This window comes from Exiguobacterium sp. TDN 0502 (assembly GCF_050846835.1).
Lineage (GTDB): Bacteria > Bacillota > Bacilli > Exiguobacteriales > Exiguobacteriaceae > Exiguobacterium_A.
This window is the reverse complement of record NZ_JBOZGJ010000013.1, coordinates 1-14,256: the sequence shown is the minus strand read 5'-3', so window position 1 is coordinate 14,256 and position 14,256 is coordinate 1. Positions and strand designations below refer to the sequence as shown.

The following is a 14,256-nucleotide window of genomic DNA, read 5'->3' as shown; positions in this document are numbered from 1 at the left end:
CTTCTTATTCCACACGCAGTCGTCTTGAATTATTTCCCGAGACAGAACTGCGAAAACAACTGATCCAATAAACTATCCTGTGCTGTATCTCCATTGATCTCGCCAAGCGTATCCCACGCTCGTCGTAAATCAATCTGTACCATATCAATCGGCATCGCCGCTTCTGCTGCACCGAGCGCATCTTCAATCATTTGACTCGCCCGTTTAATCAGCTGGATATGCCGGGCATTCGAGACGTATGTCATATCCTGACTCTCGACACCCTGTTCAAAGAATAAACTCGCAATCGCCGCTTCAAGATCGTTGACGCCTGCTTCTTCGAGCAAGGATGTCGTAACGATTGGTCGACCATCGGCAAGTTCCGTGACACGCGCCAAATCAATCTGTTGTGCTAGGTCACTCTTGTTGACGATGATGATCGCATTCATTCCTTTGATCGCTTCAAACAGCAAGACGTCCTCATCCGTCAAGACATCGTTTCCGTTTAAGACGAGTAAGATTAAATCGGCCGTCTTTAACGCCTGACGTGACTTTTCGACACCCATTCGTTCGACGATGTCCTCTGTCTCCCGAATTCCTGCCGTATCAATCAACTTTAACGGTACGCCACGAACGTTGACATATTCCTCGATCGTATCGCGTGTCGTTCCCGCAATATCCGTGACGATAGCCTTTGCTTCTTGCACCAATGTGTTGAGCAATGACGATTTGCCGACGTTCGGACGACCGATGATGGCTGTGGATAACCCTTCGCGCAAGATTTTCCCTTGCCGTGCCGTTGTTAATAACTCCGAAAGGATCGCACGGACGGCACCCGCGTCGCGTTCGACAATCTGTTGCGTCATCTCTTCTGCATCATATTCCGGATAATCAATGTTGACTTCGATCGCAGCGATCGTCTGCAACAGTTGTTGTCGTAAATCTTGGACGAGTTTCGAGAGTCGTCCTTCAATTTGACTGACCGCGACATGCATCGCTCGGTCCGTCTTCGCCCGGATGAGATCCATGACGGCTTCTGCCTGTGACAAATCGATTCGTCCGTTCAAGAACGCACGTTTCGTGAATTCACCAGGCTCCGCCAACCGGACTTCCGGTTGGGCGAGGATGAGTTCGAGGACACGATTGACCGCGACGACTCCTCCATGACAATTCAATTCGATGACATCTTCACGTGTAAACGTCTTTGGTGCGCGCATGACACTCACCATTACTTCATCAACGACACGGTCCGCCTCGTGGTCGACCAATTTCCCGTAATGAATCGTATGGGTCGGTACTTCCGTCAAGCGGTTAGATCCTTTATAGACACGGTCGGCTACAGCAACTGCATCCGGACCGGATAAGCGCACGATCGCAATCGCCCCTTCTCCCATCGGCGTCGAAATCGCAGCAATCGTATCAAATTCCATCATCCGTTCTTCCACCTCGTTTTTCTTCTGTCTTTGTATACGTGTTCAATCCTTAATCGTTGCAATGGGTATAACGAAACAACTATACACGAAATGACGCAAAAGAAAAAGAGCGACACTCTGTCAAAACAAAGCGTCGCTCTTCACGTATCAGCGTTTCTTTTTCGATTTTTTAGGAGCCGGAGCTGCTTGCGCCGCTTCCTTGTCGCGTTTCGCTGCAAGTGTTGCTTCCGTCTGCAACTTAATCTTTTCACGCATCGGCTTCATGATGACGATCGTGACGATGATCGAGAAGATGTAACCGACGACCCAATAAAGCGAAAGGGCAGATGGGAGCGTAACCCCCATGACGAAGATCATAATCGGGAAGACATAGAGCATGATTTTCATTTGTGGATTGTCTTCTTGACCTGCCATCGAAATCTTTTGTTGCAGATACGTCAGTACCGCAGACATGATTGGCAAGATGAAGTACGGATCCGGTTTCCCAAGATCGAACCAGAGGAACGTATGTTGGAAAATAGCCGGTGTATAGATGATCGCGTTGTAGAATGCGATCAAAATCGGCATTTGGATCAAGATCGGCAAACAGCCAGCAAGCGGGTTGACGTTGTGCTCTTGATAGAGTTTCATCATTTCCTGTTGCAATTTCTGTTGCGTCTCTTGGTCTTTTGAGCTGTATTTCTCACGAAGCTTCATCATTTCAGGCTGGATGACTTGCATCCCACCCATACTCTTCGTTTGTTTGATCATCAATGGAAGGATGACAAGACGAACGAGAAGTGTCGTGATGATGATTCCGATACCGTAATCACCGCTAAAGAACTGTGAAATCTCACGAATCAACCACGCCATCGGCCAAACGAAGTAATGTTTCCAAAAACCTTCTGTGTCTGCTGTGATCGGTTCACCAGTACCGTATGTGCTAGGTGTACAACCGGATAACACGATCGCGAGCACGGACATGAGTCCGAGAGTTAACCAAATCTTAGTTCTCTTGTTCATAATTCCTCCTAGAAATTGTTTACGCTTTGTCGAACGCCATCTTCTTCTATAGTAAGGCAAGGAAAGGGAGCGCCGTACAAATCAACAGGATGCATTGCTACGATTCATTTTTTTGATCGCATCCAGACACCGGAACGTTTGAGGACGTGACGGAGACTGTCAGCCACTTCTTGCGCGGTCATCTTAGCGGCCGGATTGCGCGCGATGATCACCAAATCATAATTCGGGGCAATCGAGGCCTCATGCTGCTGGCATGCTTCCCGAAGATACCGCTTCACCTGATTCCGGACGACGGCATTCCCGATTTTCTTGCTGACGGATAAACCAACCCGAAAGTGAGTCTGTTGCTCCTTTTTCAAGGCATACACGACAAATTGCCGATTTGCGACAGAGGCTCCTTTAGTAAACACCGCTTGGAACTCCTTGTCTTTCTTGACGCGGTATTCCTTCTTCACCTTATTCACACTCCATCCTGACACTACGAAAATTCGTCGTCTTTCATCATATCATAGAATAAACATGCGACGCGATAGGGCGCATGTGACAAAAGCACGAACACACTAAAAAAACATAAAAAAAATCACCTCGGATCATGCCCGAAGTGATGGATGCATCAATGCATTAGACAGTCAAGGCTTTGCGGCCCTTAAGACGGCGAGCAGCCAAGATACGGCGGCCACTCTTCGTAGCCATACGCGCACGGAATCCGTGAACTTTTTTACGCTTACGGTTGTTTGGGTTGAAAGTTGGTTTCATTCGTCTGCACCTCCTTTAAAAGATCTTTATAACCAATTGTTATTTTCTACTTTAAGGCAGTCTTGTACATTATATAAACTGATTATGCCATTGTCAATGAAAGTTCGGAAGATTTCTCGCACTGTTTAAAGAAGTGTTCCTTCAAAAACAGGCGATAGAATTCCACTGTGCAAACTCTATTACACGATAGGATGCGACTGGATCATAAAGAACAGCATGATAGACTTATCCACCTATCCACAGACTTATCCACATTATCCACACTTTCCGTGGATAACTCTTCACTTCGTCTACAATAGTATTTTTTAAAATCGACGTCAATCCTCGATTTGGGATTCCCTTTTTCGACTTCTTTTGCATTTTGTGAATAACTCTTTTTCAACGCTTCCTCTTTCGAAAAGTTATCCACTCCTTATCCACAATTTATCCACACTATCCACAGCTTGTGGGTAACTACCTGTGGACGGTTTAATTTACTTGTGGATAAATCATTCCAACCATTGCCAGAGCTCATTTCTTTTGATACACTAATTGTGCATAACATGATCCTGATTGTTCAGGACAAAACAAGTTATACACACCCTGTGGATAACTTTATACACAGATTCAACTGCCTGTGGATAACGTTATCCACAGTTTTTACGTTATGGGGATAAGTCGAGTTTCTTCATTAACTTTGTCTGTGTATAAGCCTGTGTACAAAAATTTTCTATCTTGATAAAAAAAGGGGGGTATTTATGAAAAACGCTGCCGAACTTTGGCATAATGTCTTATCTGTGATCGAGGAAGAGGAACGAACACCGAAAGCCAGTTATGATATGTGGTTGAAATCCACAGAAGGCGTCACGCTGAATGGAACGACATTACTCGTTTCAGCACCGGCTGCATTTACGGTGACATGGCTCGAGCGCCAGTACTTATCTTTACTCGAAGACACGGTTGAGGAAGTGACAGGAAGCCGACTCGATATTCAGTTCATTGAAGAGGGACAAGCGAAAAAAATGCTTGATCGACAAGAAGAGGAACAGGCGGAAGCGACACCGGCTCCAAAATCGCGTCCATCGAATACGCGTAAGCCAACAGACGAGCTGACGATGAGTGAACTGGGGCAATTAAATGAGAAGTATACGTTCGATACATTCGTCATCGGATCGGGGAACCGTTTTGCGCATGCCGCTTCACTCGCTGTTGCAGAAGCGCCTGCTAAAGCATACAATCCGCTGTTCATCTACGGTGGCGTTGGTCTTGGCAAAACCCATCTGATGCACGCCATCGGACAGTATGTTCAAGATCAAAATCTCGGGACACGGATTGCCTATGTCTCTTCTGAACGCTTTACAAATGACTTCATTAACTCCATCCGCGATAATAAGACGGTTGAGTTTCGAAATAAATACCGCAACATCGATGTTCTCTTAATTGATGACATCCAGTTTCTTGCGGGCAAAGAGCAGACGCAAGAAGAGTTTTTCCATACCTTTAATGCGCTGCATAACGACCAAAAACAAATCATCATCTCAAGCGACCGGCCGCCAAAAGAGATTCCGACGCTCGAAGATCGTCTCCGGTCACGTTTTGAGTGGGGATTAATCACAGATATCACGCCACCGGATCTCGAGACGCGAATCGCGATTTTACGTAAAAAAGCGAATGCCGAGCAGCTTGATGTCTCAAACGAAGTCATGCTCTACATCGCGAGTCAGATTGATACGAACATCCGCGAGCTCGAAGGGGCGTTGACCCGTGTCATCGCTTATGCGAATCTCGTCGGGCGACCGATCGATCCGAATGTCGCCGCAGAAGCCCTGCATAACATCATGCCAGTCGCTGAACCGCGTAAAGTCACGATTCGTGACATCCAGGAGTCGGTCAGTAAGCACTTTAATTTACCATTTGATGACCTTAAAGCGAAGAAACGGACGAAATCGATTGCCTTCCCACGTCAAATCGCGATGTATCTCTCGCGTGAGATGACAGAGAGCTCTTTACCGAAGATCGGGGAAGAATTCGGGGGACGCGACCATACGACGGTCATCCATGCCCACGAAAAAATCAGTATGTTGATCAAATCAGATGGTGAAACAGGAAAAGTCATCGAACAAATCAAACATGAATTGAAGCATTCCTGAAACTGTGGATAAACATGTGGATAAAGTAGGGTGGTTATCCACAACTTATCCACACCGTTTTTGGCTTTATATCAAGTTATCCACCGACTTATCCACACTATCCACAGCCCCTAAGACTATTATTAAAAAAATATATTATTATGTTATGATGGGCGCATGCCCATTATTTTCGAGAGGAGTCTAACGACGATATGCATATCACCATTCAACGCGAAGCTTTAATTCAAGCAGTACAAGATGTAGCCAAAGCGGTCTCATCCCGCACGACGATTCCGATTCTGACAGGGATCAAACTCGAAGCTCATGGAGATGGAATGACGCTGACAGGAAGCGATACAGAAATCTCGATTGAACGGACGATCTATGCAGAAGAGAATGGAACGTCATACGTCACGGTTCACCGTGCCGGTAGTGTCGTCTTGAATGCCCGCTTCTTCGGCGATATCGTCAAAAAGATGCCAAAAGATGAAGTCACACTCGAAGTCTCACCGAACTTCATGACACGGATTCAGTCGGGAACAGCAGAATTCCATTTGAACGGTCTTGATCCAGATGAATTCCCACGTCTTCCACAAGTCGATGGGGGACAACGTTTCCGTTTACCGGCTGATCTTTTACGTTCGATGATCCGCCAAACGAGCTTTGCCGTTGCTGTTCAAGAAACACGCCCTGTTCTCACAGGTGTGAACTTCTCAGCCGATAAAGGTATCTTGACGTGTGTTTCGACGGATAGCCACCGTCTTGCCCTCCGTCGTGCTCAGTTCGAGACAGACACGGACATCTCGTTCCAGAACGTCATCGTTCCAGGGAAGAGCTTAAATGAATTATCGAAGCTGCTTGGGGATGGTCATGTGGATATCACGATCACGAACCAACAAATCTTGTTCAAGATGAAACATGTGTTGTTCTTCTCGCGCCTGCTCGACGGAAACTATCCGGATACATCACGTTTGATTCCAGAAGAGTACCGGACAGCCGTCCGCATGAACGCAAAAGAATTGCTGCAAGCAATCGATCGGGCGTCACTGCTCGCGCGTGAGGACCGTAATAACGTCATCAAGTTTGCGGCTGAAGGAACGACAGCGGTTGAGATCTCTTCCCATTCACCAGAAGTCGGGAAAGTCTCAGAGCAAGTCAGCATCCTCTCACTCGAAGGAGAAGAGCTGAAAATCTCGTTTAACTCGAAGTACATGATGGATGCCTTAAAGGCACTGGACGCGACAGATATCGAAATCCAGTTCACGGGTTCGATTCGTCCGTTCATCTTGCATCCAGTCGATCAAGATAACGTCCTGCAACTGATTCTTCCAGTCCGGACGGCGTAAGCATTCAGCAGGAAACATGTAACAAGACGGGTTCGATCGTTTCGACATCGGACCCGTCTTTTTCGTATACCGTATATACGTTCGGGGATTTTGCTAAATCGTTCAATATTTAGTACAATAAAGAGTACGTCATTTATAATATGTAGGTAGGAGGAGTCAATCCATGCAAGAAATCAGAATTACAACGGAATATGTCACATTAGGACAGTTCTTGAAGCTATCGGATATCATCTCAAGCGGAGGACAGGCCAAACCGTTTTTAGCAGAGGTACCGATTCTAGTCAACGGCGAAGTCGATCAGCGACGTGGTCGTAAATTACGGGATGGAGACATCATTGATGTAGAAGACTACGGTCAGTTCATCATCAAGAACGAGGGCAACTAACGTGCGGCTGGATTCAGTCCGACTTAGTCATTATCGCAACTATGACGCACTCGAACTGTCATTCTCCGAAAAAACGAATGTCCTGATTGGTGAAAATGCACAAGGGAAGACGAACTTACTGGAAGCGATCTATGTTCTTGCGCTCGCGAAGTCGCACCGGACGACGCATGATAAGGAACTGATCGGCTGGGATCAGGAAACAGCGCGCGTCGAAGGACGCGTCGTCAAACGGACAGGATCCCATGTCCAGGAAATCGTCATCTCGGGTCGCGGGAAAAAGGCAAAGTTGAATCATCTGGAGCAACGTCGCTTAAGTGATTATGTCGGGGCATTGAACATCGTTTTATTCGCCCCGGAAGATTTGCACATCGTCAAAGGCAGTCCGCAAGTCCGCCGACGATTTCTCGATATGGAGATCGGTCAAGTCAGCCCGGTCTATCTGCATGAATTGAGCCAGTATCTGAAAGTCCTGAAGCAGCGAAACGCACTGCTGAAGCAACTGTCCATGAAGGGAGGAGACGAGACCTTCCTTGATATCTTGACGGAGCAGATGATTACGTTAGCCGTTAAAATCGTTCAGCGTCGTCATCATTTCATGGCCCAACTCGAAAAATGGGCACGACCGATTCATGACGGAATCAGTCGTGGACAGGAAGAGCTCGCGCTCATCTACCGTTCGGACACATTCGGCGACGAATTACTCGATGTCGAAGGAATGACTGCGTCCTACACGCGGAAGTTTGGTAAAATAAAAGAAAATGAAATCCGAAGAGGGGTGACGTTGTTCGGTCCACATCGCGATGACTTCGAGATGGAGGTCAACGGACGGAACGTTCAAACGTACGGGTCACAAGGACAACAACGGACAGCAGCCCTCTCGTTGAAGCTTGCGGAAATCGAATTGATTCACGAAGAAGTAGGAGAGTATCCGCTTCTTCTGCTCGACGATGTCTTATCCGAGCTTGATGATCATCGTCAGACACATTTGCTCGATACGATGCAACAAAAGGTCCAGACGATCCTGACGACGACAAGTGTCGACGGGATCGCGCATGAAACGATCAACCAAGCGAAGTTGTTCCACGTGAAACAAGGAACGGTCGATTTGGAAGAGACATCATATAAAGAAACAGTAGGTGAGAAAACCGATGAGTAATCATGAAGATATGGAATTGGAACAAGGATACGGTGCCGATCAGATTCAAGTGCTTGAGGGATTAGAAGCAGTACGTAAACGTCCAGGGATGTATATCGGCTCGACGGCATCAAAGGGTCTCCATCACCTCGTATGGGAGATCGTCGATAACTCGATCGATGAGGCGCTTGCAGGGTACTGTGACACGATCAAGGTGACGATTGAACCAGGGAACTCGATCTTAGTCGAGGATAACGGACGCGGTATTCCAGTTGACACGCAAGAAAAGATGGGGCGTCCTGCCGTTGAGGTCATCCTGACAGTTCTCCACGCCGGTGGTAAGTTCGGCGGCGGCGGATACAAAGTATCGGGTGGATTACACGGTGTCGGGGCTTCGGTCGTTAACGCCCTGTCGACGAAACTCGAAGTATTCGTCAAACGGAATGAAAAGCTGTATTACCAAGCGTATCATCGTGGTGTACCAGCGCAAGATCTTGAAGTCATCGGAACGTCGGAAGAGACAGGAACGACGATTCGTTTCTTCCCGGACGGTGAGATTTTCCAAGAGACACTCGAGTATGACTATGATTTACTCGCGACACGCCTTCGGGAACTCGCTTTCCTGAACAAAGGATTAAAGATCGTCATCACGGACGATCGTGCCGATGAGCCGATGACGCGTAGCTTCCACTACGAAGGTGGGATTAAATCCTATGTCGAACACTTGAACCGTTCCAAAGAAGTCGTTCACGCAGAACCGGTCTACGTACACGGATCAAAAGACGGGATCGAAGTCGAAGTCGCACTTCAATACAACGACGGATTTGCGTCAAACATCTACTCGTTCACGAACAACATTCCGACACATGAAGGTGGTACGCACGAGACAGGCTTCAAGACGGCTCTGACACGCGTCATCAATGATTACGCGAAGAAGTTTGGTCTGATGAAGGATGCAGACGGTACGTTATCCGGTGAAGACGTGCGCGAAGGGATGACCGCAATCGTTTCCGTCAAGCACCCGAACCCGCAGTTCGAAGGACAGACGAAGACGAAACTCGGGAACTCTGACGCACGTACGGTCACGGATTCGCTCTTCTCGGGTGCATTTGAGCAGTTCATGCTCGAGAACCCGACGAACGCACGCGCAATCGTCGAAAAAGGAATGATGGCATCGCGCGCCCGGATGGCAGCAAAACGAGCACGTGAACTGACACGCCGTAAAGGTGTTCTTGAAGTCAGCTCCCTTCCAGGTAAACTGGCAGACTGTTCGTCACGTGATGCATCGATTTCTGAATTGTACATCGTCGAGGGTGACTCGGCGGGTGGCTCTGCAAAATCAGGACGCGATCGTCATTTCCAAGCCATCTTACCGATTCGCGGTAAAATCCTGAACGTCGAGAAAGCACGTCTCGATAAGATTCTCGGAAGCAATGAGATCCGGACGATCATCACGGCACTCGGGACAAGCATCGGTTCTGAGTTCAACATCGAAAAAGCACGCTATCACAAAGTCATCATCATGACCGATGCCGACGTCGATGGTGCCCACATCCGGACACTCTTATTGACGTTCTTCTACCGATACATGCGTCCGCTTGTCGAGCATGGGTATGTCTATATCGCTCAGCCACCGCTTTACGGTATCAAACAAGGGAAGAACATCACGTACGTGCATAACGAACGTGAATTGACAGAGGCGCTCGCAGCGCTTCCTGAAAACGCACGGTACGACATTCAGCGCTATAAAGGTCTTGGAGAGATGGATCCGGAGCAACTTTGGGAAACGACGATGGATCCAAGTGGTCGTCAAATGTTGCGTGTCGAGCTTCAAGATGCAATCGAAGCGGATGAAGTCTTTGATATCTTGATGGGAGATCAGGTCGAACCACGACGCGACTTCATTCAATCACACGCACATTACGTCAAGAACCTGGATATTTAACGCTGAACAGAGAGGGTGGCCAGAAGCATGTCCGAACAAAATCACGGAATCATCAAGGATATCAATATCAGTCAAGAGATGCGTACGTCCTTCATGGACTACGCGATGAGCGTCATCGTCGCACGTGCTCTTCCGGACGTACGGGACGGCTTAAAACCCGGACACCGCCGGATTCTCTATGCGATGAACGACCTCGGTATTCGTGCCGATAAACCACATAAAAAGTCTGCCCGTATCGTCGGGGAAGTCATCGGTAAGTATCACCCGCACGGGGATTCTGCCGTCTATGACACGATGGTCCGCATGGCGCAAGACTTCAGCTACCGTTACGAACTCGTCGATGGACACGGAAACTTCGGTTCTGTCGATGGGGACTCGGCGGCAGCGATGCGATATACGGAAGCCCGTATGTCAAAAATCGCGATGGAGATCGTCCGCGATATCAACAAAAACACAGTTGATTTCAAAGACAACTACGATGGTTCGGAGCAAGAGCCTGAAGTCTTACCGTCACGCTTCCCAAACTTACTCGTCAACGGTTCGAGCGGGATCGCAGTCGGAATGGCAACGAACATTCCGCCGCACCAGCTCGGCGAAGTCATCGATGGTGTCTTAGCACTATCGCACGATCCGGAAATCACGATTCAAGAATTGATGCAGCACATTCCGGGACCTGATTTCCCGACAGCTGGTGAAATTCTTGGACGAAGCGGAATTCGTCGTGCTTATGAAACAGGACGTGGGTCGATCATCGTCCGTGCGAAGGCTGAAATCGAGCAGACGAAGAAGGACCGGGAACGGATCATCGTGACGGAGTTGCCTTATCAGGTCAACAAAGCCCGTCTCGTTGAGAAAATTGCCGATCTCGTCCGTGAGAAAAAGGTTGAAGGCATTACCGACTTACGCGATGAGTCGGATCGCCGCGGTATGCGGATCGTCATGGAGATCCGTCGCGATGCGAACGCAAGCGTCATCCTGAACAACTTGTATAAACAGACATCGATGCAAACAACGTTTGGTGTCAATATGCTAGCCATCGTCGGCGGACGTCCGAAAACGTTGACGCTTAAGGAAATGCTTTATCATTACCTCGAGCATCAAAAAGAAATCGTGCGTCGCCGGACACAGTTCGATCTCGAAAAAGCAGAAGCGCGTGAGCATTTACTCGCTGGTTTACGGATTGCGCTTGATCATTTGGATGAAGTCATTCAAATCATCCGCGGCAACCGGACGGCGGACGCAGCACGTGAGCAATTGATGGAGCGTTTTGCGTTATCCGAAAAACAATCGCAAGCGATTCTCGATATGCGTCTGCAACGCCTGACAGGTCTTGAACGGGAAAAGATTGAAGCAGAATATGACGAAATCATGCAATTGATCGCGGAACTGAAACGCATCCTTGCCAGTGAGGAAGTCTTGCTTGAATTGATCCGGACAGAACTTGAAGAGTTGAAGGAACGTTTCAACGATGAACGTCGCACGGAAATCCGGATGGATCATATCGAATTCGAAGACGAAGACTTGATTCCGGAACAGGATATCATCATCACGTTGACAAGCAGTGGTTACATCAAACGGATGACGACGGATTCGTACCGGACACAACGTCGCGGCGGACGTGGGGTTCAAGGAATCGGAACGAACGATGAGGATTACGTTACACGTCTCTTATCTTGTTCGACACATGATACGATTCTGTTCTTTACGAACCGCGGAAAAGTCTACCGGATTCGTGGATACGAAGTACCGGAAATGAGCCGGACATCAAAAGGTGTACCAATCATCAACCTCATTCAAATTGAGCGTGACGAAAAAGTCGAGACGATGATTCCGGTCAACTTCAAGCGTTATCTCGAAGAGCAACAAGCTGCTGAAGCACCTGTCGAGGTGATAGATGGAGAAATCGAAGAGACGGAAGAAACGCTCGAAACGGAAGAAGTCGTTCAAGACGAACAAAAATCATTGATCTTCATGACACGTAAAGGACGCGTCAAGCGTTCACCGTTGTCTGCCTACGCACGGATCAACAAAAATGGTTTGATTGCGATTCGATTGTTTGAAGATGATGAGTTGACATCTGTTCGTCTCGCATCGACGGACGATGAAGTCTTTGCGGTTTCGACAAGCGGGAAAGCGATTCGTTTCCCAATCGCAAATGTTCGCTCGATGGGACGCGGCGCTCGTGGTGTTAAAGCAATGACTCTGCGTCCGGACGATTTCGTCGTCGGGATGGAACTTGCACGCGATGCACAAGATGTTCTTGTCATCACGGAAAAAGGATTCGGCAAACGAACACCGATGACTGAGTTCCGTAGCCAGTCTCGTGGTGGTAAAGGATTGATCGCGAGTAAGGTAACGGACCGTGTCGGTCAAATCGTAGCCATGCGAATCGTTGATGTCGACGATGACATCATGATCATGACAGAGAGCGGTATCGTCATTCGGACAGATTCGCAATACATTTCACGTGTCGGCCGGAATACCCAAGGGGTGAAGGTCATTCGGATTGAAGAAGGTGACCGTGTTGCAACGGTTGCGAAACTGAAACGAGAAGAGACGGATGAAATGGAAGAAGAGGCAGACATTGTGTCAGAAGAGAATCAAATCGTATCGGATGCTTCAGAAGAAGCGGAAGAGTAAGTAAGACAACAGCAGGGTGATATCACTCTGCTGTTTTTATCTACATAATAGAAAGAAGAGAAAGGAACGAAGCGATATGCGCGTGGCAAGTGACCAATTACGCATCGGGGATCGTCTGACGGAATCGATTTACTTACATACGGATCATCCGATCGTAGAAGCAGGAAAAAAAGTCGGAACGGAAGAGTTACGGCGGATTCAGCGTTTTTTAATAAAGGAAGTCGTCATTGAGGACCGACCAGATCTGATTGAAGGGGAACAGGTACAAACGGCAGTAGTCGAGGCGCATACGGAACATCTGTTTGAAGCATTCATTCGTTCCTATAATAAGGTGTTCATGTCATGGGAACAGGGAATGAAACCGAATGTATATGAAGCCTTAAGTTGGGTCAAGCAGTCCATTCCAGACCGGATCACGCGGCAAGATGTTCTACCGTTCTTCCTCGAGCGTGGAACGGAAGCATACACGGTCCGTCACGCTATCTACCGTGGTGCAGTTGCTCAAATGCTGGCAGAGGCGGTCGGCAAGGAACGAAAATTAATTCATGAATTATGGACAGCGTCTTATTTCGCGGATTACGGACTTGCGCGAATCATGGAGTGGCGACATACGAAGCGCTACGAAGCGATGCAGCAAGAGATTTTTCAGCGTCACCCGGCAATGGCCTATCAAGCGTTGCAGAAAGAAACAATCATCTCGGATACCGTGAATCGCCTGATCGTCCAGCATCACGAACGCTTGGATGGATCCGGTTATCCTTTAAAGGTGAAGGGAGATAAAATTGCGGATCATTCCCGATTGTTCATCGTAGCAGACGTTTTTGCGGCCATGACGAGTTGGCGTCCATACCGAGAAGCATATACGCCGTATGATGCCTATCGTCATTTAAAAGCACGTCCGATGCAGTATTGTTCTAAGTATGTCTTGTTACTCGGTCAGTTACTGTTGCCGATTGAAGTCGGTGACCGCGCATTGATGAGTAACGGAAAGATTGCCGTCATTGCTCGCAAGAATCCGGTCTTCGATCGTCCGGTCATCTCGTATGAAGAACAGGGACGAATGATCATCGTTGATTTAATGGAAGAACGACAACATAGCATCATTCAATTGATGGATTAAGCCAATAGAAGAAAAGCCTCTTAAGCCGTATAAATGAATGCTTAAGAGGCTTTATCATGATTTTTAAAATAAATTTAAATAAAGTGTTGCGCAATAACAATAAGCATGCTATATTATTACATGTCCTTAACAAAGACAAGCGCTTGAAACAATCGAAAAAAACAATTTCAAAAAAGTTGTTGACTTCTAGTTTCAGACTTGGTATTCTAATTGAGTCGCCAAAACAGGCGCGGACGAACTTTGAAAACTGAACGATGAGGCAAAAATCGTATTCTACGGAATACAAAAACGAATGAAGCGCAAGCTTCGTCAATCGTGACTCCGGTCACAACAACGAGCAAGTCAAACACTTCATGGAGAGTTTGATCCTGGCTCAGGACGAACGCTGGCGGCGTGCCTAATACATG

Annotated in this window: 11 protein-coding genes; 7 read left to right on the top strand and 4 right to left on the bottom strand. The window is 47.8% G+C overall.

The window, feature by feature from the left end; all coding sequences use genetic code 11:
• Positions 1–29: 29 nt before the first annotated feature.
• The 4 genes from mnmE to rpmH form a co-directional block, all read right to left on the bottom strand.
• Positions 30–1,412, bottom strand: coding sequence for a tRNA uridine-5-carboxymethylaminomethyl(34) synthesis GTPase MnmE (mnmE, locus tag ACRPK8_RS12695; RefSeq protein ID WP_432238540.1), 1,383 nt, complete (start codon positions 1,410–1,412; stop codon positions 30–32).
• 147 nt (positions 1,413–1,559) lie between these two features.
• Positions 1,560–2,414, bottom strand: coding sequence for a membrane protein insertase YidC (gene yidC, locus ACRPK8_RS12690; RefSeq protein ID WP_432238539.1), 855 nt, complete (start codon positions 2,412–2,414; stop codon positions 1,560–1,562).
• A 104-nt stretch (positions 2,415–2,518) separates the two neighbouring features.
• Positions 2,519–2,869: a ribonuclease P protein component gene (gene rnpA / locus ACRPK8_RS12685; RefSeq protein WP_023469862.1), complete on the bottom strand. Its 351-nt coding sequence runs from the start codon at positions 2,867–2,869 to the stop codon at positions 2,519–2,521.
• A gap of 166 nt (positions 2,870–3,035) precedes the next feature.
• Entirely contained in the window at positions 3,036–3,170 is a 135-nt protein-coding gene (gene rpmH, locus ACRPK8_RS12680) for a 50S ribosomal protein L34 (RefSeq protein ID WP_012371910.1), read from the bottom strand.
• A 737-nt stretch (positions 3,171–3,907) separates the two neighbouring features.
• Here rpmH and dnaA point away from each other — a divergent pair.
• The 7 genes from dnaA to ACRPK8_RS12645 all read left to right on the top strand — a co-directional run bounded on the left by dnaA (position 3,908) and on the right by ACRPK8_RS12645 (position 13,849).
• A complete protein-coding gene (dnaA, locus tag ACRPK8_RS12675) occupies positions 3,908–5,299 on the top strand; it encodes a chromosomal replication initiator protein DnaA (RefSeq protein WP_432238538.1) in 1,392 nt (463 codons plus the stop codon).
• A 191-nt stretch (positions 5,300–5,490) separates the two neighbouring features.
• Positions 5,491–6,624: a DNA polymerase III subunit beta gene (gene dnaN, locus ACRPK8_RS12670; protein WP_023469864.1), complete on the top strand. Its 1,134-nt coding sequence runs from the start codon at positions 5,491–5,493 to the stop codon at positions 6,622–6,624.
• Positions 6,625–6,787: 163 nt separating this feature from the next.
• On the top strand, positions 6,788–7,009 hold the full coding sequence (gene yaaA / locus ACRPK8_RS12665) for a S4 domain-containing protein YaaA (protein ID WP_023469865.1): 222 nt from the start codon (positions 6,788–6,790) through the stop codon (positions 7,007–7,009).
• A 1-nt stretch (position 7,010) separates the two neighbouring features.
• Positions 7,011–8,165, top strand: coding sequence for a DNA replication/repair protein RecF (recF, locus tag ACRPK8_RS12660; RefSeq protein ID WP_023469866.1), 1,155 nt, complete (start codon positions 7,011–7,013; stop codon positions 8,163–8,165).
• 10 nt (positions 8,166–8,175) lie between these two features.
• On the top strand, positions 8,176–10,089 hold the full coding sequence (gene gyrB / locus ACRPK8_RS12655) for a DNA topoisomerase (ATP-hydrolyzing) subunit B (protein ID WP_432238597.1): 1,914 nt from the start codon (positions 8,176–8,178) through the stop codon (positions 10,087–10,089).
• A 27-nt stretch (positions 10,090–10,116) separates the two neighbouring features.
• Positions 10,117–12,729, top strand: a complete 2,613-nt coding sequence (gene gyrA, locus ACRPK8_RS12650) for a DNA gyrase subunit A (RefSeq protein ID WP_432238537.1) — start codon at positions 10,117–10,119, stop codon at positions 12,727–12,729.
• Positions 12,730–12,805: 76 nt separating this feature from the next.
• On the top strand, positions 12,806–13,849 hold the full coding sequence (locus ACRPK8_RS12645; protein WP_432238536.1) for an HD-GYP domain-containing protein: 1,044 nt from the start codon (positions 12,806–12,808) through the stop codon (positions 13,847–13,849).
• Positions 13,850–14,256: the final 407 nt, after the last annotated feature.